Genomic DNA, 21,458 nt, shown 5'->3' on the forward strand with positions numbered 1-21,458 from the left:
GTGGCGGTGTTTTCTGCCGGCCGGATATCCGCGGGAGGCCTCGCATGCGACTGATGCTCACCGTGGTCACGGACCGCGGCAACCGCGACGTTCTCGTCGAGGGTGACGAGACGACGACCGTCGCCGACCTCGCGGAGGCGCTGCACGGCACGTCCCCCCGCTCGCCGGGCGCGGACCTGTCAAACGTCGTACGGCTCCGCTCCCGCGCCCCCTACGGCCTGGATCGTGTCGACGGCGGTCCGTCCAGACGAACGCCGCGGGATCGCGGTCACGGGACGGCCGAGCGGCGCCGCCTGTGGCTCGACGGCCGCCCGCTGGAGCCCGACGCGCTCGTCTTCGGTCTGTTGCGCGACGGCGACGTGGTCGCGCTCGAGCCGGGCAGCGCGGCCGCGACGGTGACCGAGGAGCCCGGCGGCGTGGTGGAAATGCGGGTCGTCGGCGGCCCGGCCGCAGGCGCGGTGCACCGGCTCGGCCTCGGCGTCTACACGATCGGATCCGATCCGGCCGCCGCCGTCGTCGTGGACGACCCCGCGATGCCGCCGCTCGGCGCGATCCTCCGCATCACCCCGCACGGCATCACCGTCGAGCCTCCCCCCACGGACCACGCGCATCTCACCCCCGGCTACCTCGACGCGCCGGAGCCCTCCCCAGGACACCGCTACGCCGGCGCGGCACCGGACCGGACGCTCCCCCACCCAAACGCTCGGAACCTCCACGACGGCGACCCAAGGTACGGCGACGTCCGGCGGTCCGGCGGCCTGGGCGAAGGCGGCGAGCGGTACTCCCCTGGCCGGGAACGGGCGGGCGACGTCCCGCGCCGCCCCGTGCGGCGTCCCCCGCGCGCCCGGCCGCGGGCACGAGGACCGAACGCGGCGGACACCCCTGCGGACGGGTACCTCGGCCGTCCGGCCGGCAACGCCGTCCCCGGCGACCGGGGGATCTCGTGGGCGTCCACCGGCGACAGCCCTCCGGCGGGCCACACATCGTGGCCGGACGCCCACCCCACCGGGAGCCGACCCCGCCCCGGCGTGTCACGGACCGGAGCGGGCGACGTCGCCGCCCCCGGCCTCGGTGGCGCCGGACGCAAGGCAGGCGGTGGATGGCATGGGCCGCAAACCGGCGAGCCGCTCCCCGGGACGGCATGGCCTCACCGGCAGCCGGGATCCGGCAGGGGGGCGGGTGTTCCGGGCAAGCCCGCACGCGGCTACGGCGGCGGGCACGGCACCCGTCTCGCCCGAGGCCCGGACGAATGGGCGCGCGAGCCCTCCGGTCACGGGCGGCGACGCGGGGAACGCGGCAACACCCCGCGGGATCGCCGCAGCCCCGTGGACGAGGAGGAGACCGGCCGCCGAAGGCTGTGGCGCAGGCGGAGGCGGCACGTGGCCGAACCGGACACGGCCGAGTGGGAGGACCCGGCCGCGCCTCGCCTTGACGGGGCGCCGCTGACGGAGCCGACGACCTGGGGCGACGGGCGACTGCTGCGGTGCGGCAACTCGCTGTTCGCCTGCGGCCCGGTCGAGCCGCCGGACGCGCACCTCGACACGTTGCCGGACGGCGGCCTCGCGTACAACCGGCCGCCCCGGCTCGCCCCGGCGGAGCGGGTCAGGCGCTTCGAGGTACCCGCCGAGCCCAAACGCACCGAGGGCATGCGGCTCCAGCTGCTCGCCGCGCTACTGCCCGCCGTGTTCGGGCTGGTCATGGCGGTGGCCTTCCAGCTCTGGTACTTCCTGCTGATCGCCCTTATGACGCCCGCGATCATGATCGGGCAGTGGTGGAGCGACCGCCGGCACGGACGCAAGAAACACCGGCAGGCGATGAAGGTGTACCGGCGGCGCCTCGCCGAGTTCGAGGAGGAGATCGAGCGCGCCCGAGTGCTCGATGAAGCCGAGCGACGGGCCGCCGCCCCGGACCCGGCGGAGCTGCTGCTCACCGCGAAGGGTCCGCGCCGACGGCTGTGGGAGCGGCGGATCCACGATCCCGACGTGCTGCGGCTGCGGGTCGGGCTCGCCGACCTGCCCGCCGACATGGAGTTCGTGCCGGAGCGGGGCGCCGCGGACGTCAAGCTCCCCGACCCTCCGATCGCGCGGAACGTGCCGGTCAGCCTCGCCATGCGCCGCCTCGGTGTGGCGGGGATCACCGGCGCACGTCAGACGGCCACCGCCGTGGCCCGCTGGCTCATCGGCCAGGCCGCCACCCTGCACAGCCCGCGCGATCTCGCGATCGTGGTGCTCTCCGCGAAGGCCGACGGCGCCGAGCAGTGGTCGTGGGTGCGCTGGCTGCCACACTGCGGCCCGCGCGACTCCGACTGCGCCGCGCTCGTCGGCGCGGACCCGGAGGCGGCGGCGAAGCGGGTGGCGGAGCTGGCGTCGCTGGTCGCCGAGCGCCTCGACGAGGACGGCTCCTACGGCCGGACGTTCCGCGGCGCCGGGCTCGACGCGCGGCCGGGCGGCTGGGACGACCCGCAGTGGGCGGGCACCGGGAAGGCCGACACCGGCCCGGCCTTCGCGGCCTACAGCGACCGGCCCTACGACGTGCTGCTGATCCTCGACGGCGCCCAGGTGCTGCGCGCGCTCCCCGGCATGCCACAGGTGCTGCGTCAGGGACCGCGCGTCGGGGTCTACACGATCGCGATCGACGACGACCGCCGGCTGCTGCCCGAGGAGTGCGCCACCGTCGTCTCCTGCGGTGTCGACGGGTACGTCCGGCTGCACGGCGGGGGCCTCGACGCGCTCGGCCCGATCCTCGCCGACCAGGTCTCCCCCTGGTGGGCCGAACAGCTCGCCCGCTCCCTCGCCCCGCTGCGGGACGTCGGTCGCGGCGACCCGGCCGCCGCCCTGCCCTCGTCGGCCCGGCTCCTCGACCTGCTCGGCCTTTCACCACCGACCGCACAGGCGATCCGCGCGAAGTGGACCGGCCACACCACCGAGGCCCTGATCGGGGCCGGCCCCGAGGGCCCCTACAGCATCGACCTGCGGCGCGACGGCCCACACGGGCTCGTCGCCGGCACCACGGGCGCCGGCAAGTCCGAGCTGCTCCAAACCCTGATCTGTGCCCTGGCGGTGGTGAACCGCCCCGACGAGATGACCTTCGTGCTCATCGACTACAAGGGCGGGGCGGCGTTCAAGGAGTGCGTACGGCTGCCGCACACCGTGGGCATGGTGAGCGACCTCGACGGCCACCTCACCCAGCGCGCCCTGGAGTCCCTCGCCGCCGAGATCCGCCGCCGCGAGCGCATCCTCCTCGCCGCAGGCGCCAAGGACATCGAGGACTACCAGGACCTCCGCGCCAAGTACGCGGGCGCGTCCGTTCGCCGAGGCGGCCCGGATCCGGCCACGCTCCGTTCTCGTTCGAGCGGCCCGCTGACGGGCGGGCCATCCCCGAACGGACGGTCTGACGGCTCCGTACCGGGGCGCGTGGCCGTGGGCGACCGCGCGTGGGCGGCAGCCGCGACCGACCGCCGTGCCTCCACGGGGCGGGTTCCGGCCGACTCCCTGACCGCCGAGTCCGTGGCCGCCGCCCCTCTGCCGTTCGGTGCCGCGTCCCGCGATGCCGTTCCGGTGGCCTCCACGGTCGAGATGCGGGCGGCCGTGGACGGAACGACCGGTCACGGGGTGCTCGGGCACGAGGTGGCCGCCGCTTCGGAGGTGGCCGGGATGGCCGCGACCGGACACGACGCGAGCGCGTCCACACCAGGCCTGGCCGCGACGGCAGGTCGGGGCGGGCCGAGGCCCTCCCCCGCCGCGGATTCGGGGTTACGGCCCGCCGCCGGGACGGCCGACGTGGGTGCGGCGGGGACAGCGCTGGAGCCGCTGCCCAGACTGGTGCTGATCATCGATGAGTTCGCCGCGCTCGTGGCCGAGCTGCCGGACTTCGTGGAAGGGCTGGTCGACATCGCGCGGCGCGGGCGCTCGCTCGGCATCCACCTCATCCTCGCGACCCAGCGGCCGCAGGGCGTGGTGACCGCCGACATCCAGGCGAACACCTCGCTGCGGATCGCGCTCCGGGTCACCGACACGACCGAGTCCACCGACGTCATCGACGGGCCGGAGGCCGCGCGCATCCCCAAGTCCCTGCCCGGCCGCTGCTACGTGAAGTCGGGCGCGGGCGCCCCGGTGGCCGTGCAGGCGGCCAGGGTCGGCGGCCGTACCCCCAGCCGAGAGGATCAGGGCAAGGCCCGGGTGGTCGAGCTGTCCTGGCAGGCCCTCGGCCATCCGGTGCGGCTCTCGGGCCCCGTCCGGGAGGACGTCGAGGAGACCGACCTGTCCCTGCTCGTCGACGCGATCCGGGACGCCGCGCGCGAGGCGGGCATTCCGGCCCAGCCGAGCCCGTGGCTGCCGCCGCTGCCCGACAACGTCGTGCTCGGCGAGGCCCCCGAGCTTCCGCTGCACGTCCCCGGCCGCCCGGACGGGGAGGTCCCGCCACTGCCCTTCGGGCTGACCGACCTGCCCTGGGCACAGTCACGCCGCCCGCTCGTCCTCGACCTCGTCCACGGTGGCCACCTGCTCATCGCGGGCACGTCCCGCACCGGCCGGTCGACCGCGCTGCGCACCATCGCCGGCTCGATCGCGGCGAACGCCTCGCCTGCCGACGTCCACCTGCACGCCATCGACTGCGGCTCGGGTGCGCTGCTCCCACTCGTCGCCATGCCGCACTGCGGGGCCGTGGTCACCCGGGACCAGATCGACCGGGTGGAGCGACTGCTCGGCCGCCTTCGCGCCGAGGTCGCCCGGCGCCAGCGCGTGCTCGCCGAGGCGGGCTACGCCTCCCTCGCCGAAGCGAGGGCCGTCGCACGCGCCGCGGACGGCTCCGACCGCGACGGCCGGACCGTCGAGCGCATGCCGTGGCTGGTGCTCATGCTCGACCGCTGGGAGGGCTTCGTCGCCGCGTTCGAGCAGTACGACTACGGCAGGCTGATCGAGGCCCTCATGCAGTTGCTGCGTGAAGGGCCCGCCGTCGGGTTGCGCGCCGTGGTGACCTCCGACCGCTCCGGTCTGCTCGGGCAGATCTCCACGGTGTTCGACGACAAGCTCGTGCTCCGCCTCGCCGACCCGACCGACTACGGGCTCGCCGGGCTGCCCTCCAAGAACCTGCCCTCGTCGATGCCGCCCGGCCGCGTGCTCGCCCCGGCGGAGCACGGCCTGGTCGAGAGCCAGATCGCCCTCCTCTGCCCGGATCCGGCGGGACCCGCGCAGGTGGCCGCGCTACAGGCGCTGGCGCGAAAGGCCGCCGAACGCTGGGGCCCGAACCCGAATCCGCCGCTGCGCGTCGACGCCCTGCCGATGCGGATCACCGCGTCGCAGGTGCGGGACCTCGACCCGGCGTTCACGCCGCCGTCGCCACTGTGGGTGATGCTCGGCGCGGGCGGGGACGCACTCGCCCCGCTCGGCATCGATCTGCTCGCCCAAGGCCCCGCGGCGATCGTCGCCGGCCCCGCACGTTCCGGCCGCTCGTCCGCGCTCGTCACCGCCGCCCGGTCGCTGCTGTCCCGGGACGTCCCGGTACTCATCGTGACCCCGCGGCGCAGCCCGCTGCGCGACCTCGCAGGCACCCCGGGCGTGCTCGCCGTCCTCGACGGGGGCGGCAAACCCCTGGACGGCTCGCCTGAGGAGCCGCTCGCCGCCCTGGTGGCGGGCCGTACCCGCTACGTCGTCCTCGTCGACGACTCCGAGCTCGTCTCCCCCGACACGCCCACCGGCATGGCCCTGGAGGAGATCCTCCGCACCGGCCGGGACGAGGAACACGGCCTGCTCATCGCAGGCACCACGGGCGACCTCGCCACCGCCTACCGCGGCTTCGTCGCCGAGGCCCGAAAGTCCCGGACCGGACTGCTGCTCTCGGTGCAGAGCCCTGCCGACGGCGACCTGTTCACCGTCCGCCTCCCTCGCGGCGCCGTAGGCGGCCCCATCGGCCGCGGCCTGCTCATCATCTCCGGCACCGCCACCCCCATCCAGGCCGCCGTTCCCGACTGACCGCCACGACCGCGACGGACCATGCGCCATCCACCACGCCTCATCCCCGATACGCAGGTCTCCGTCCGGGCTGCGCCAGGGCCCGGCCGACCGCCACCTGCCCACCGGCCACACCCCCGGCGGCACTCTGGGTGTCCCCACCGGCTCCGCCGACTCATCACCCCGGCACCCCACCGATCGACGTGTCCGAGCGACCGTGTCCATGGCTGCTCAGCGCGCCCCACCACCGCCCACCGCGAGCTCAACCCCGACTGCGGTGGGCACCGCCCTCGACACATCCGGCAGGAAGTTCCCGTTCGGCTCCTTAGGCGGTCCAGCCGCACCCCATCGGTGGGCGAGTCAGGGCCCCTCTCCCGGCGAACCGTTCCGGCGGAATGGTGGGGCTTACTCGCCATTTCACGGCCTGCTCATCGACCCCGGCACCGCCGCACACACAGACCAGCGTGCCGATCTCACCCACCCGCTCAAGCACCACGTGCGGCGTCGCGCCCACCCACCGCGATCTCAAGGCCCGAAGCATCGGGACACCGTGGCCACCCGCTGCGTCGCGCATACGTGACCGGTTCAGGCCGTTCGGCGTGCGCGGCACGTACTCGAGCCACACCGAATGACGCCTTCGGTGCCAGGCACGTCCGACGATGATGGGGTCTACGTCCGGCTTCCTCGCGGTCTCATGGAGCGGTCTCGCCTGCCGCAGCCTGCTCGTCCGAGTCCGGCACCGCCCCTGACCGTGGACCAGTTCGATTGATCTCGGAAAGCGCGGGTGACCTCACCACCGCCCACCGTGACGCACCGCCCGAACCCTCGGATCTCTGCACTGGTGTGCGGCTACCGGTACCTGACCCCCGCCGACGCGACCTGTTCGCTTCCGGCTCTCCGGCGATGCCGGAACGGCCAACGGCGGACGGCCTGCCGTCTCGTTCGGCGCACCGCCACCGCCATCCTCGCCGGGACATCCCGGCTGATCTTGATGGGGATTGCCTGCCCATCGTCGGCGAACGGTCGAGGCGGCACCCTCGGATGGAACCAGTGCCCCGGACGACGGCGGGAATGCGGTCGCCGTCCGCGCAGTCCCCGGCCGATCGGTGGGGCCGTCGCGGGAGCGTGCGGCGATCGACATGGGCCGGTCCGGTGCTCGCAGGGGTCGCCATCCGTACCGGGGACGACGAGGCCGAGAAGAATGCGGCGCCGACCTGGGGGAGGTCGGCGCCGGTGGTGCACGGAGGTAGGTCAGCGGGTGGCGGACTCGATGTTGCCGCGGTAGGTGTTGATGACTCGGGAGGCCTCGGTGAGCTCCTCGGCCATGCGCTGGAAGGCGGCGCGGTAGCTTTCCCAGGCGTCCTTGAAGCGCATCGCGCCCGGACCGGTCCACGCGGTGCCGACCTTGGCCGCCTCGCGGTCGAGGTTGGTCATGGTGGCGCGCACCTGGTCGGCCTGCTGGGTGAACTGCGCGGCCATGGCCTGCATCTCCGCCGGGTCGCCGCCGAGCAAGCTGTGGCTCATGCCGTCTCCTTCTCTTGACATGTCAAGTGGCCTTTACCGTAAGCGTCAGGAGCCGGCGATGAGCAGCGGTATATCCAGCGGATATGGCGGATGGAACGTTCCCGTACCGGTCGTCGTCCAAAGAGCAGGGCGGGCCCGCGATCCGCCGACGGCGCATTCCACGGCAACGCGGACAGCGGTGGCCGGCCGTCACGCCCGCGAGGGTGGCCCACACGGCGACGTCACCATGACGACCATCCCGCCGGCCCGCGGACGAGACGGCCGGAACGGGAAACGGGCCCCGCCGTACGGGTGGCGGGATCAGCGTTCGCGTTCGCGGTACCAGCGCGGGCGCAGGGACGGCGGCGTCCAGAAGAGCGAGATCCCCCCGATGAGGTGCAGGGCCATGCCCATGGCGGCGAGCAGACGGCCGAGACCGTCGGCCCCGGCGTCCTGGACGAGCGAGCCCAGCAGCAGGAACTCGCCACCTGCACCGATCCAGAGCAACGCCAGCGGCGCGTACAGCACGTAGGGCGTATTGACCCAGTCGGTCCACCTGCCGGAGTAGGCCAGCCAGCCGGGCAGCACGAAGACGACGGCCACCGCCACCATCGCCGCGAGAGTTCCAAGCGTGCTCATCGGACCGGCTCCCTTCACCCGGGCGTCACTTCGCGACCGATCGCGCTGCCGGCCAAGCGGCGGCGAGACGGGCTACCGGCTAGAGTGGCACGTTCGCGTTGTCGGCGCGGCGCGCCAGACGATTCGCCTCTTCCTCGAGGCGGTCCGCTTCCTGGCGGATCCGCTCGGCCACGTCGCCGCACCGGGTCTTCCAGGTCCTGATCTCGCCCCGCACCCGGTCGGTGAGCGGGCCGGACCAGTCCATCTTCGCCGCCTCGTTGTCCACCCTGTCGGGAAGCTCCTGAACGTGGTCGGCGAAGACCCGGAGCTTCGACGCCCGGTCCCTGAGCTCCTGAACTGCGGGATCCGCCATGATCGCCCCATTTCCTCCGTCAAATCACCGATCTTGTCAACTTGTCAGATATACAGTGTGGGGCCATGGGTGGAGACGGTCTTCGTACTTTGAATCCTGACGAGCTCGAACGGCTGGCCGACCGCATGGACGACCTGGACACGGCCAGCGGGGACGCCTTCACACGGGCCTCCACCCTCCAGGTGTCCGGTCTGATGTCCCCGCTCCGGGAGATGCCGACCTGGGCCCGCAACACCGGCCAGAACCTGCGCCGCCGCGCCGCCATCGCCCGGCTCCAGACCGGGGATCCGTTCGCCGGTCTCGCCTGGGCCGGGTTCTCCGGACTGGAGATCTCCGCCAACGGCGACCGGCTCGACCCCCTGCTGCTCATCTGGCTCAACACGGTGGTGGACTGGGCGGCGCGGTACGGCAAGAGCGAGTACGCCCGCAGGCCCGGTGAGTCGCTCGACGACTACATCAAGCGGCTGGAGGCGGCGGCGGCCTCGAAGCTCATCCCGCAGCTGAAGCCGCACGAGGCCACGGTCCAGCAGGTCCTCAAGGTCATCGGGGACATCCGCGGGGTGGCCGTCACCGCGCCCGTCGTGTTGACCCAGAGCATCTCGCTCGGGCGGGTGCTGATGAACAACAAGGTCTGGCAGCCGCTGATCAGCAAGCTCACCGGCGGGCGCTGGACGATCCAGACCCGCTCGGCCACGGCCCCCGGCAGCACGCTCGGCATGGTGGTACGCGGCCTGTTCGAGCGCAGCTCCTTCTACCGGAACTACGTCTCGCGCTGGGCGCCCTACTACCTGCACATGGACGGGATCAACCGGGTGGTCGACTACGGCCGGGCGGGCCTGGGCCTGCGCGTCAACCAGTTCCTCGACCTGACCTTCGGCAACAGCAAGCTCGCCCAGGCCCTCGGCGGCCTCACCCACTCGGGCCAGCCCGTCACGACCGCGGGCCAGGCGAACCTGCTCAAGGTCTGGTCGGCCACCGCCGATCCGGAGAAGCTCAAGACGGCCGCCGAGATCCTCAACAAGACGCCGGAGGAGGTGAGCCGGCTCGGCACGGTCGCCAGGACCGCGGGCGTGCTGCGGGTGGGGGGCATCGTCACCAGCGGCGCGTCCACGGTGTACAGCGCGGCGAACGTGATCTCCCAGGGCAATCCGGTCGAGGCGTTCAAGCGCAAGGGCGCCGGGTACGTGGCGGACGTCGCCGAGCTCGGGTTCAACGCCTCGCTCACCGCGGCCATGGTCGCCCCGAACCCGGTGACGATCGGCGCCGCCGTGGTGACCGGAAGCATCTATGTCGGCGCCAAGGTCGTCGAGAACTGGGACGATATCAAGGCCGGGGCGAAGAAGGCCGCCGACGCCGTCGGCAAGGGCCTGCAGAAGGCGGGCGACGCGATCGGCGGCGGCCTGAAGAAGGCCGGCGACGCCCTCAAGAGCCTCAACCCGTTCGGCTAGGACCTTCGGTAGGAGTGATCAGGAGACGACATGCCGTCCTTCGACAGCGCACGTGAGCGGTTCCGGCTGGGAGCCGACCATCTGAAGGTCCTCGGCCACCTGTACGACGGCGAGGCGATCCCCGAGGATCTCGTGCCGGCGCGTGACGCCATGCGGGAGGCGGGCCTGCTGAGCGAGGAGGACGCGGTCCTGCCCGAGCTCGCCACCCTCACCCGGACGCTCGCCGACACCGTCATGCTCGTGCAGATCGAGGTGACCGGCGGCCAGGGAACGACGCTGCACGGCGCCCTGGTCGGCCAGGACGCCTGCTACACCTACGAGACCTGGCCGGGCGAGGAGGAGTCGGAGTACGTCCCGACCGACCTCGGCACCCTCGTGTGGTCGCTCGCCCGCGCGGTCGGCCTGCGGAACCGGGACGGCAAGCCGCCGCAGGCCCCGATCGTCACCACGACCGTCGGCGTGCTCGACGCGGGCTTCGCCGCCCTCGCCCAGATGAACGCCGAGTCCGTGGAGGAGGCCGCCGAGCGGCTGCGCGCCGCGCTCAGCGAGGCCGGCGCCCCCGGCGACCCCGAGCTGACCGTCCTCACCCACCTGATCCTCCAGCTCAACTCGAACTGGCGGATGACCGTGGCCTTCCAGAACCGGTCCGGTCAGAACACCGAGATCCGCGGCATCGCCGTACTCGACTGCGGGCCGCTCGGGTACTGGCTGCGGGAGCGCCCGGCCGAGCCGATCATGCCGGGCGGGGTCGACCCCTCCGCCGAGCTGCGGCTGGTCTACGTCGAGCCGAAGGATCTGTGGGATCTGATCACCAACCTGATCCCGGACCGGGACGAGCTGCGCATCGTGGCATGAGCGTCGAGTTCACGCTCACCGGCCGTAAGCTGCGGGGCCGCGAGAAGCACGAGTTCTTCCTCGTGCTCACCGGTACGGCAGGGCCGTACGGCGAGGCGACGGTCAGCGTGGGCGCCCTCTCCCGGCGGGCCGAGCTGTCCTGCCCGGCCCTGCCCGGGGCGTGGGTCGACCATCCCGGCGGCGATCCGCACGGGCTGATCCCCGTCGACGAGCGCACCCGGCTGGTCGTGGACGGCCGGCAGGCCGTACTCACCCAGAACCGGCGTGCCCTCAGCCGGGAGGGGCGTGCGCTGCGCATCGCCCTCGGCGAGCGCCGCTACGCCTACCTCGCCACCGGCACCGGCAAGGAGGAGCTCCGCGACGAGACGCGAGGTGCTCTCGTGCGGGTCCGCATCCCGCCGCGCGTCGAGCGCGTGTTCACCGTCCTCCCCGCGGCCGACCCCGTCGACGTCGCCCTCGCCCTCATCCTCCAGGGCGCCGACCTGCGCGCGCTCACCCTCACCCGCGCCGCGCTCACCGGCGCCCTCTCCTTCCTCGACACGGGCAGAGGAGAGGGCTGACGCAAGGCCGTCCCCGGCCGCGGTGTCGGCCACCGGACAGCGGCGGCGTGTCGGTGCCCGGCCCGCTCAGGCGGTCCTCATCCGGTCGCATGCTCCGCCACGCCGGTTCGTACGGCGGTCGCCACCACTGCGGTGTAGCGCATGGTGAACCCGCCCCCGAACGCGTCGATGGCGGCGCCGATGGCCGCGAGGAGGTTCCGCAGCGTGTCGGCGGGGAGCCGGGAGTGCACGGAATGGGTGGGCACCAGGTCGAGCCACTCGTCCCGGGTGTAGTGCCGCTCCCAGCCGAACCGCCACTCCTCGGGCTCGCCGAACCCGCCCGCCCGGCGCAGGCCGTCGGCCGTCGTGTGGAAGAACGGCGTGTGCCCGCCGGAGACGGGCATCCACCGGCGAGGAGGCGGCGTGCCGGGCGCCACCCGCGCGTACACCTCGGCGAAGGCCTCGGCGATCTCCGCGGGCGGCTGCGCGACGTTCCAGAACACCGCGAGGCGGCCACCGGGCCGCAGCACCCGCGCCGCCTTGGCCGCACCCGCGACCGGCTCCACCCAGTGCCAGGCCTGCGCGGAGATCAGCGCGTCGAACCGCCGCCCCGCAGGGTCCCACTCCTCGAAGCTCGCCACCTCGACCTCGATGCCGTGCCGCCGGGCGACCTCGGCCATGCGGGCGTCGACGTCCACGCCGAGCACCCGGCAGCCCGCATCCCGGAACTGACGGGCCGCGATGCCGGTCCCGCAGCCGACGTCGAGGACCTCGGGCCCGGGGCTGCCCGCCACGATCGCCTCGACCATGGCCTCCGGATAGCGCGGCCGGGACCGGTCGTAGCGCTCGGCGTCCGCGCCGAACGACTCGGCGGCGTGCCGGTAGAGGTGCGGCCGTTCACCAAGAGGATGAATCCAGTGCGGGGGTACGGTCGGCACAAACCCACGGTAACCGGGCCCGTACCGATACAACAGGCACCGCGCCGGTCCCGCACCGCCCTTTCCCCCCGCCCGACCGTTCGCATGGGTCACATGGCAGCGCATGCATCGCCGGGCCCGCCTGCTCCACCGATCCGCCGTCCTGGCGGGCCGCCATCCCCATTGGTTCGTAGCGGGCCTGCCAATGAAGACCGCCGTTCAGATCGCCCGAGCAGCCCGGGATCGAGGAGCACGACGAGAGAAATCGCCGTAAGCCCTTCATTCGGATACGACTGAGGACGCACCTCGGTTCAACGGATTCCAGATAATGACGCAACGCCCGCCCCAAACAGCGAATTATGGCCGAGTCATTATTCCGGACGACTTTCTCAACAGGCACGGCGGTCACTGCCACCACCCCCGTCAGCGCCCGAGCCAGCCATGAAGAACCCGCAGGTCATCGACCTCTTCACGGCACCCGCCCCGGCGCGGCCAGCGGTTTTCTCACCTATCCGTGACGATTATCGACCTGACCTCCCGCCACCTTGATCCGCATGATCAGGACGCGACATACGCCGTTCCAACTTTCTCGCCAAAAACACCCATTCTCCCGACAGATCACATATAAAGTTTGGCCATGGGCGGAGGTGGCTTTCGCGGTTTCCATCCTGACCAGCTCGAACGGCTCGCCGACCTGATGGATGATCTCTTCATCTCCGCCGACGAGGCATTCGTCCGCGCCTCGAGGCTCGAGGTCTCCTCACTCCTCGTCCCCATCCGGGAAATGCCCCGCTGGGCCACGGACACCGGGCGCGACCTACGCCGCCGCGCCGCGATCGGCCGACTCCAGACCGGCGACCCCTTCGCCGGCCTCGCCTGGGCAGGATTCACCCCGTTAGAGATCGCCGCTAAGGGCGACAAGCTCGACCCCGCGTCCCTCGTCTACGTCAATTCCGTCGCCGAGTGGGCCATCCAGACCGGCAAACCGACTACACCCGCAAACCCGGCGAATCCCTCGACGACTACTTCAAACGATTACAGGCCGCACTTCTGGCCAAGGCCATCCCCGCCCTGGGCCCCATCAGGCCACCGTCGCCAACATCCTCGAGATCGTGGGCGACATCCGCCAGATCGGCGTGACCGTCCGGGTGGTCGCCACTCAGAGTTTCAGCCTTGGCCACGTCCTGTTCGCCAACAAAGTCTGGCGGCCGCTGCTCGCACAACTCACTCAAGGCACTCCGTTACAAGGGATGGTACGGACGGTCGCACCGGTACGTTCGCTGACGGCTCCCGGGACCTACCTCAGCTCTCTGATGCGCAATCTGTTCATGCGCAGCAGGCTCTATCGCGACTATGTGGCCCGTCTCCCCAATCACGGAGAAATGGATCTCGCCGGAAAGGCCGTAAAGGCGGGTCGGGCGATTGCGGGAATGCGCGTCAATCAGTTCCTCGATATTGCTTTCGGCAATGACCGTCTCGCCGCCCTGCTAGGCGGAAAAACGCATTCCGGCGTAGATGTGGCGACCTCCGGTCAGGCAAACCTGCTCAAGGTCTGGCGCGCAACCGCGGATCCAAAGAAGCTGGAGGCCGCGGCCGACATCCTGAAGGTCAAACCGACCGAGCTCAGCAGGATAGGTGCGGTGGCCCGGACCGCGGGCGGGCTGAGGGTGCTCGGCATCGCCGGTAGTGCAGCATACGCCGCCTATGGCGCTGCAAACCTTATTTCTCAAGGCGATCCTCGAGAGGCGTTCAAGCGCCGAGGCGCGGGTTATATCGCGGACATCGCGGAGTTCGGATTCAACGCATCGCTGACCGCGGCGATGATCGCCCCCACGCCACTCACCATAGGAGCGACGGTTGTCACGGGCGCACTGTACGTCGGCGCCAAGGCGGTGGAACATTGGGATGACATAAAGGCTGGAGCACAAAAGGCGGCCAACGCGCTCAGTACCGGCCTGAAGAAAGCCGGTGACTTTATTAAGAACATTAACCCGTTCGGGTAGACGCACAATGAGGAGCAATAGGCAATCGATGAGATCGGACTCGACCTCCCTAAGGTCGTCCTCGCCGCTCTGTTTCATCCGATCCCCGGTGGTGGTAGTAGTGAGTGTGATCCCTGATCCCCTACCACATCAAAGTTGCGCTGGTGCTTCGACGGCAAGGATCAACGAAGATCATATCCGTCGAGCGGCTTGAGAGAATGACCGGCACGTAGATACATTCTACACAGGAGCACTTTTCATTCGTTCGGTGGGCATCATGGGTTTCGAATTCGACCTCAGTCGAAAGCGACTGCCTCGGCGTCAAAGACGCGGGGTCTACGACGCGTACACCGGAATCGCCGGTCCTTACGGAGAGGTGACCATCATCATAACGATGGGACCTCAGAAAGCCGAGTTGTCCTCGACCACCTTGCCATCCGCATCGATCCTGCATCCCGAAGATCGTCGACAAAGTCCGGTCACACTCGATGACAAGACCTACTTCGTGGTAGGCGATCAGGAAGCGAAAATCGTCCAAAACCGCCGCGCCCTCCGTAAGGAGGACAGGGCACTACACATCTATCTCGGCGACCGCCACTACGAATACTTAGTCCCCAAGTTCAACGTGGAGGAACTCCGCGACACCGAACGCGGCACACTCCTCCGAATGACGAGTCCACCCAAGGTGATCTCACGGGTCACCGTATTTCCCAGTGCCGATCCCACCGACATCGCACTCGGACTGATCCTACATGGCGCCGATACAAGCGGACTGACCCTCGCACGAACGGTGACCTCAAACATCTGGTATCTGTTCAATAACGGGGAAGGCCAGCTCTGATGCTCTCGCTGGGAGTTACCTCCCGATGCCACATCGGCCGTCTATCGACCTGTGTATGGATGCCATTTCCTGAACCTCATGGAGCAGGCATGACAAGCCCGAGCGAAGGAGTCAGGCCACACGAAACGACATCCGCTGTTTGATGGTCAACGACGAGCGCCGAGGGAATGAACGGACAGCGCAGAGGGAGTAGGCGCAACCACGACCTCCATGAGCTTCTATTTCGATCTGGATATAAAGTCGCCATCTCGACGTCGGATGCGTGACATCCACAACGTGTTCACAGGAGTGGCCGGCCCGTACGGCGAGGTGACCATCACCGTCACCCGGGTGCCCAGAAAGGCCGAGTTGTCCTCCACGACTTTGCCATCTGCCTGGATCCTTCATCCTCTCGGAATCCGAGAAGGGCTGGTAACCATCGACGAAACGACACGCCTTGTGGTGGGTGACCACGAGGCCGAACTCGTCCAGAATCGTCGCGCCCTCCGCAAAGAGGATCGAGGGCTGCACATCCACACCGGCGACCGCAACTACCAGTACCTCGCCGTCAAGCCTCGGAAGGAGGAACTAAGCGACACCTTACGTGGCCCCGTATGTCGGATCGAGCGTACGCCAAAGGTATTGATGCGAGTGACAGTCCTTCCCAATGCTGATCCGACCGACATCGCTCTCGCGCTGATCCTACAAGGTGCTGATAGGCATAACCTGACCCTCGCTCGGGCGGTCGCGTCCAATATCTGGTACTTCTTCAACAACGGCACGGCGCCGACCTGACAAACACTCTGAGACGTGTCCTTGTGAGGACTTCATCGCCGCGGAATGATTCAGATGCATTTCGAGTTCGATCTCGGCCGAAAACGGCTGCCTCGCCGTCAAAGACGAGGTGTCTACGACGCGTACACCGGAGTCGCCGGCCCATATGGTGAGGTGACCATCACCGTCACGAAGGTTCCTCAAAAGGCCGAGTTATCCTCGGCCACCCTGCCATCCGCATGGATTCTTCATCCCGAAGGGCTGCGGGAAGGACGGGTCTATATCGATGACACGACACGCCTTGCGGTGGGCGACCAGGAAGCCAAGCTCACCCAGAACCGCCACGCCCTCCGTAAGGAAGACCGGCACTGCACATTCACCTCGGCGACCGCCACCACGAGTATCAGGCCGTCAAAACCGGCGTGGAGGAACTTCGTGACGCCGAACGCGGTCCCCTACTCCGAGTCCGATTTCCGCCCAAGGTGGTAGCGCGGGTCACGGTACTCCCCCAGGCCGACCCGATCGACATCGCCCTGGGCCTGATCCTGCAGGGCGCTGATAGAAGCATCCTCACCCTCACAGGAACGGTCCTCTCGAACATCTGGCACTTTTTCAACACCGGCAAAGCGGACATTTGATCGTGGGGTCAGGATCTGCAACCCCGGCGGCCCGCTGCCCGGCGACCCATTGGGGTGCGACCTTCGACCCAGGCTCGGCAGGACGACAGCCGAGAGGTCGGAGAGGCAGGTCATCGACGACGAAGGTTTGGTCTGCCCGCTCTCCCGCCAGGCCCGCGTGAGAGAAACAGGACCGTTGGTCGGCAGTGCGGTCGAGAGCTCAGGGAAGCGTTGCCGGAGGTCGGTGAGCGGCGGGCTCCAGGGCGTTCTGCGGGCGGGTCGGACGACGTTGCAGGTGTGAGGCCGCGGGAGCGCATCCGATGGTCGACGGCCGAGGGAGGCCCCAGGCGCTCGGTCGTGGTGACGAGCGCGGCCGGACGGGGCCGGGTGATGAACTCCGGGCGGCGGGGCCGACGGGCGGTCTTCTCGGCGTTTCCTGAATCAGTGGCACGAAAACCCTAGGCTGGGTCTTACTCCACAGGAACCCCGCGAGAGGACAGGATGCGCATCTCTCTCACGGCTCTCACCCCCAACGGCGCGCACGACGTCGTGGTGACCGGCGACGACGGCACCACGGTCGGCGTGCTCGCGGAGGCGCTGGTGGAGCGGCTGACGGGGCACGCCCAGCACGTGCCCATGCCGCAGTACGGCCAGGGCCCCGTGCCGGTGGTGCCGCAGCAGCGGCCGGGTGCGGCCGGGTACCCGCAGCGGCCCCCGGTGGAGCTGTGGGTGAACGGGCGGCGGCTCGATCCGGCGGCGCCGGTGACGCGGGTGCTGCGCGACGGCGACGTGGTCGCGTTCGACCCGGCGGGCGCCGCGGCCACCTGGCGGCACGAGCCGACCGGCGTCGTCGAGGTGCGGATCTCCAGCGGGCCGGGCGCCGGCACCGTGCACCGGCTCGGGTTCGGGCCCGCCACCCTCGGCAGCGACCGCGGCTGCACCATGCCGGTCGCCGACCCGCACATGGCCCCGCACGTGGCCACCGTGTACGTCACCGCCCAGAACGTGACGATCGAACCGGTGCCGGGCGTGGCGGTCACCCTCGACGGCGAGCCGATCACCGAACCCGTGCACTGGCCGATCGGCGGTGTGCTGATCAGCGGCTCGTCGGTGTTCACGCTGCGGCCGCCGGAGGCGCCCGACGCCCACCTGACCCCGATGCCGGACGGCGGGCTCGCCTACAACCGGCCGCCCCGGCTGTCCGGGCCGAGCCGTACCAAGACCATCGAGGTCCCGGCCGAGCCGCGCCGCCCGGAGAACTACCGGCTGCAGCTGCTCTCCTCGATGGTCTTCGCGGTCGGCGGCGTGGTGATGGCGGTGGTGCTCAAGCAGCCGTGGTTCCTGCTGATGACGCTGCTCACCCCGCTGTCGATGATCGCCCAGTGGTGGAGCGACCGCCGGTACGGCCGCAAGCGGTACCGGCAGGCGCTGAAGGAGTACCGGCAGCGCCAGGCCGCGTTCGCCGAGGAGGTCGAGCGGCTGCGGCAGGCCGACCAGGCCGAGCGCCGCTCCGAGTGCCCGGACCCGGCCGAGGTGCTGCTCACCGCGATCGGGCCGCGGCGGCGGCTGTGGGAGCGCCGCATCCACGACGCCGACACCCTCCACCTGCGGCTGGGCCTCGCCGACCTGCACTCCCGCATCGAGTTCACCGCCGAGCGCGGCACGTACTCCTCCGACCCCAAGGAGCTGCCCCCGGTCCCGGTCTCGCACGCGGTGCCGGTCACCGTGCCGCTCCCCCAGGTCGGCGTGCTCGGCATCACCGGGATGCGGCAGGTCTCCCGCGCGCTCGCCCGCTGGCTCGTCGCCCAGGCCGCCGCGCTGCACAGCCCGCGCGACCTGGAGATCGTCGTGCTCAGCGCGGACGCCGAGGCCGCGCAGAGCTGGAACTGGGTGCGCTGGCTGCCGCACTGCGCGCCGCACGAGGGCGAGGACTGCGTGGCGCTCGTCGGCACCGACCCGGACAGCACGGCGCGCCGCATCAGCGAGCTGCTCAACAAGATCAACGAGCGGCGCGCGGCGCAGTCCCGGAGCCTCGGCCCCTTCGGCGGCCTCGACGGCGGCGGCCAGGGCGCCGCCAACCCGTTCGCGCAGGGGTACGCCACGCAGCGGCCGTACAACGTGCTCGTGGTGCTCGACGGCGCCCGGGTGCTGCGCGGCATGCCGGGCATGCCGCAGGTGCTGCAGTTCGGCCCCACCGTGGGCGTGTACGCGATCTGCGTCGACGACGACCAACGGCTGCTGCCCGAGGAGTGCACCACGGTCGCGGCCTGCATGTTCGAGAAGCCCGGATTCGTCCGGCTGTACGGCGGGCGCGTGGTCGACGAGCTGCCGCCGGACACCGAGGTCGTCGCCGACCAGGTGAGCGTGCCGTGGTGCGACCGGACGGCCCGCGCGATGGGGCCGCTGCGCGACGTGAGCCGCGACGACGCCGACTCGGTGATCCCCAACTCGGCCCGGCTGCTCGACCTGCTCGGCATGCCGGACCCGCGGCCGGAGCAGATCCACGCCTACTGGCGGCGGGGCCGTACCACCCGGGTGCCGATCGGCGTCGGCGCGGAGGGCATGTTCACCATCGACCTGCGGCTCGACGGGCCGCACGGGCTCGTCGCCGGTACCACCGGCGCGGGTAAGTCGGAGCTGCTGCAGTCGCTCATCGCCTCGCTCGCGGTGGCGAACCGGCCCGACGAGATGACGTTCGTGCTCATCGACTACAAGGGCGGCAGCGCGTTCAAGGACTGCGCCAAGCTGCCGCACACCGTGGGCATGGTGAGCGACCTCGACGGGCACCTCACCGAGCGGGCGCTGGAGTCCCTCGCCGCGGAGCTGAAGCGGCGCGAGCACATGCTGCTGCGCGCGAACGCCAAGGACATCGAGGACTACAACGACCTGCGGGACGCGGGCGAGCCGCTGGAGCCGATGCCCCGGCTCGTGCTCGTGATCGACGAGTTCGCGGCGATGGTGCAGGAGCTGCCCGACTTCATGGTGGGCCTCGTCGACATCGCCCGGCGGGGCCGCTCGCTCGGCGTGCACCTCATCCTCGCCACCCAGCGCCCGGCCGGCGTGGTCACCCCGGAGATCGCGGCGAACACGAACCTGCGGATCTCGCTGCGGGTGACGAGCGCCCAGGAGTCGACCGACGTGATCAACGCGCCGAACGCGGTGTCGATCTCGAAGGACACCCCGGGCCGCTGTTACGTGCGCTCGGGCGCCTCCTCGCTGCACCTGGTGCAGTCGGCCCGGATCGGCGGCCGGCGGCCCGGCGCCGCGTCGGCGCGGCCGGACCCGGTGCACGTGGTCCCGGTGGGGTGGCAGCACCTGGGCATGCCGCTGCCCGCGCCGCCGGAGGACGACGAGGACGACTCGACGATGGTGACCGACCTCGCCGTGCTCGTCGACGCGATCTCCGCCGCGGCCCGGCAGCTCGGCATCGACCGGCAGCGCAGCCCGTGGCTGCCGCCGCTGCCGGACCAGGTCACGCTGCGCGAGCTGCCGATGGAGCACCCGACCCGGCTGCCGTTCGGCCTCGCCGACATCCCCGCCGAGCAGCGGCGCGCCGTCGAGTGCTTCGACCTGTCCGGCGGGCACCTGCTGGTGTGCGGGGCGAGCCGCAGCGGCCGGTCCACCGTGCTGCGCGCGATCGCGGGCTCGGTGGGCGTTCACACCTCCCCGCGCGACGTGCACCTGTACGCGGTGGACTGCGGCAACAACGCGCTGCTGCCGCTGGTGCGCATGCCGCACACCGGCGCGGTGGTCGGCCGGGACTCGCCCGACCGGCTCAGCCGGCTCACCGACCGGCTGCTGGAGGAGATCTCCCGCCGCCAGCAGATCCTCGCCGCGCAGGGCTTCGCCGACGTCACCGAGCAGCGCGCCGCGGTGCCGCCCGAGCAGCGCATGCCGTACCTGCTGGTGCTGTTCGACCGGTGGGAGGGCTTCGTCGCGGCGTTCGAGAACTACGACAACGGGCGGCTCGTCGACCAGTGGCTGCAGATCCTGCAGGAGGGCTCGGGCGCCGGGGTGAAGGTGGTGATGACCGGCGACCGGTCCACCCTCGTCGGCCGCGTCTCCACGCAGTTCGACGACCGGCTCGTGCTCAAGCTCACCGACGCCATGGACTACACGTACGTCGGCATGAAGACCAAGGACGTGCCGGAGCACTTCCCGCCCGGCCGGGGCTTCCGGGCCACCACCGGGCTGCGCGAGGTGCAGGTCGCCCTGCTGACCGACGACCCGGCGGGTACCGCGCAGGTCGCGGCGCTGCACGAGATCGCCCGGATGGCACGGGAGCGGGTGGGCGATATTCCGCGCCCGCTGCGGCCGTTCCGGGTCGACGCGCTGCCGCCGGTGATCGACCTGGCCGAGGCGCTCAGGCTGGACGACGAGCCGGTCCCGGCCGACGCGGTGGTGTTCGGCGTGGGCGGCGACGCGCTCGGCCTGCGTTACTTCCGCGCCGAGGAGCACGGCCCCGGCATCGTGGTCGCCGGGCCGCCGAAGAGCGGGCGCAGCACCGCGCTGTGCACGATGGCGACCTGGCTGCTCGGCCGCGGGTACGAGGTCGCGCTGATCACGCCGCGGCGCAGCCCGCTGCGCGACCTCGCCGGGCGGCCGGGGGTGCTCGGCTCGTTCACCGCCGACGACCCCGTGGACGCGGTGCGGAAGGCGGTGGCGGGCGCGGGACGGCACGTCCTGCTCATCGACGACCTCGAGCTGCTCGGCAACGACAGCGAGCTCGCCGAGTGGGTCACCGAGTACGTCGGCGAGCTGCGGGACACCGGCAACCTGGTGATCGGGGCGGGCAGCGTGGACGACCTCGACAGCATGTACCGGGGGCCGGTGGTGGCGATGAAGAAGTCCCGCAACGGGCTGCTGCTGCGGCCCACCTCGACCGGCCAGGGCGACCTGCTCGGGGTACGGCTGCCGCGCAGCGTGGCGAGCGGCGCCGGGCCGGTGGGCCGCGGGCTGTTCGTGGTCGGCGGCCAGTGGGAGCAGATCCAGGTCGCCCGGGTGTGACCGGCCGTGGTGTGGCCGGAACGCCCCCGCAATAGCGGCTGAAAAGCCATATAAATA

13 protein-coding genes are annotated in these 21,458 nt (G+C 70.9%); 9 read left to right on the plus strand and 4 right to left on the minus strand.

Translation table 11 applies throughout. From position 1 onward, the window contains the following. The first annotated feature begins 44 nt into the window (after positions 1-44). A complete protein-coding gene (locus FHX40_RS18140; protein WP_229789045.1) occupies positions 45-5,969 on the plus strand; it encodes an FtsK/SpoIIIE domain-containing protein in 5,925 nt (1,974 codons plus the stop codon). 1,230 nt (positions 5,970-7,199) lie between these two features. On the opposite strand, the gene FHX40_RS18145 is transcribed toward FHX40_RS18140, so the two are convergent. The 3 genes from FHX40_RS18145 to FHX40_RS18155 form a co-directional block, all read right to left on the minus strand. Further along, positions 7,200-7,472 (minus strand): WXG100 family type VII secretion target, encoded by a 273-nt coding sequence (locus FHX40_RS18145; protein WP_142260728.1) that lies wholly within the window; start codon positions 7,470-7,472, stop codon positions 7,200-7,202. Between the two features lie 300 nt (positions 7,473-7,772). Further along, positions 7,773-8,090, minus strand: coding sequence for a hypothetical protein (locus tag FHX40_RS18150; protein ID WP_142260729.1), 318 nt, complete (start codon positions 8,088-8,090; stop codon positions 7,773-7,775). A 79-nt stretch (positions 8,091-8,169) separates the two neighbouring features. Beyond that, entirely contained in the window at positions 8,170-8,442 is a 273-nt protein-coding gene (locus FHX40_RS18155) for a hypothetical protein (RefSeq protein WP_142260730.1), read from the minus strand. Positions 8,443-8,531: 89 nt separating this feature from the next. On the opposite strand from FHX40_RS18155, the gene FHX40_RS18160 reads away from it, so the two are divergent. Genes FHX40_RS18160 through FHX40_RS18170 form a run of 3 tightly spaced genes read left to right on the plus strand, consistent with a single transcriptional unit; the run spans position 8,532 to position 11,305 of the window. Beyond that, positions 8,532-9,890 carry a PE-PGRS family protein gene (locus FHX40_RS18160; protein ID WP_142260731.1) on the plus strand — a complete coding sequence of 453 codons (1,359 nt, stop codon included), beginning with the start codon at positions 8,532-8,534 and terminating at the stop codon, positions 9,888-9,890. Between the two features lie 30 nt (positions 9,891-9,920). Then, positions 9,921-10,745 carry a hypothetical protein gene (locus FHX40_RS18165; RefSeq protein ID WP_142260732.1) on the plus strand — a complete coding sequence of 275 codons (825 nt, stop codon included), beginning with the start codon at positions 9,921-9,923 and terminating at the stop codon, positions 10,743-10,745. After that, on the plus strand, positions 10,742-11,305 hold the full coding sequence (locus FHX40_RS18170) for a hypothetical protein (protein WP_142260733.1): 564 nt from the start codon (positions 10,742-10,744) through the stop codon (positions 11,303-11,305). Before FHX40_RS18165 ends, FHX40_RS18170 begins: the two co-directional genes overlap by 4 nt. A 77-nt stretch (positions 11,306-11,382) precedes the next feature. On the opposite strand, the gene FHX40_RS18175 is transcribed toward FHX40_RS18170, so the two are convergent. Further along, positions 11,383-12,222, minus strand: coding sequence for a class I SAM-dependent methyltransferase (locus tag FHX40_RS18175; RefSeq protein ID WP_229789047.1), 840 nt, complete (start codon positions 12,220-12,222; stop codon positions 11,383-11,385). Positions 12,223-13,313: 1,091 nt separating this feature from the next. Here FHX40_RS18175 and FHX40_RS18180 point away from each other — a divergent pair. The 5 genes from FHX40_RS18180 to FHX40_RS18200 all read left to right on the plus strand — a co-directional run bounded on the left by FHX40_RS18180 (position 13,314) and on the right by FHX40_RS18200 (position 21,401). Continuing rightward, positions 13,314-14,204 (plus strand): hypothetical protein, encoded by an 891-nt coding sequence (locus FHX40_RS18180; RefSeq protein WP_142260735.1) that lies wholly within the window; start codon positions 13,314-13,316, stop codon positions 14,202-14,204. 355 nt (positions 14,205-14,559) lie between these two features. Beyond that, positions 14,560-15,024, plus strand: a complete 465-nt coding sequence (locus FHX40_RS18185) for a hypothetical protein (RefSeq protein WP_142260736.1) — start codon at positions 14,560-14,562, stop codon at positions 15,022-15,024. Positions 15,025-15,234: 210 nt separating this feature from the next. Next, positions 15,235-15,798 carry a hypothetical protein gene (locus FHX40_RS18190; protein WP_142260737.1) on the plus strand — a complete coding sequence of 188 codons (564 nt, stop codon included), beginning with the start codon at positions 15,235-15,237 and terminating at the stop codon, positions 15,796-15,798. A 54-nt stretch (positions 15,799-15,852) separates the two neighbouring features. Then, positions 15,853-16,266: a hypothetical protein gene (locus FHX40_RS18195; protein ID WP_142260738.1), complete on the plus strand. Its 414-nt coding sequence runs from the start codon at positions 15,853-15,855 to the stop codon at positions 16,264-16,266. 629 nt (positions 16,267-16,895) lie between these two features. Next, positions 16,896-21,401, plus strand: coding sequence for a type VII secretion EssC family protein (locus tag FHX40_RS18200; RefSeq protein ID WP_142260739.1), 4,506 nt, complete (start codon positions 16,896-16,898; stop codon positions 21,399-21,401). Positions 21,402-21,458: the final 57 nt, after the last annotated feature.

Origin of the sequence: Thermopolyspora flexuosa, assembly GCF_006716785.1 — a bacterium.
In the GTDB taxonomy this organism is placed as follows: Bacteria; Actinomycetota; Actinomycetes; order Streptosporangiales; family Streptosporangiaceae; genus Thermopolyspora; species Thermopolyspora flexuosa.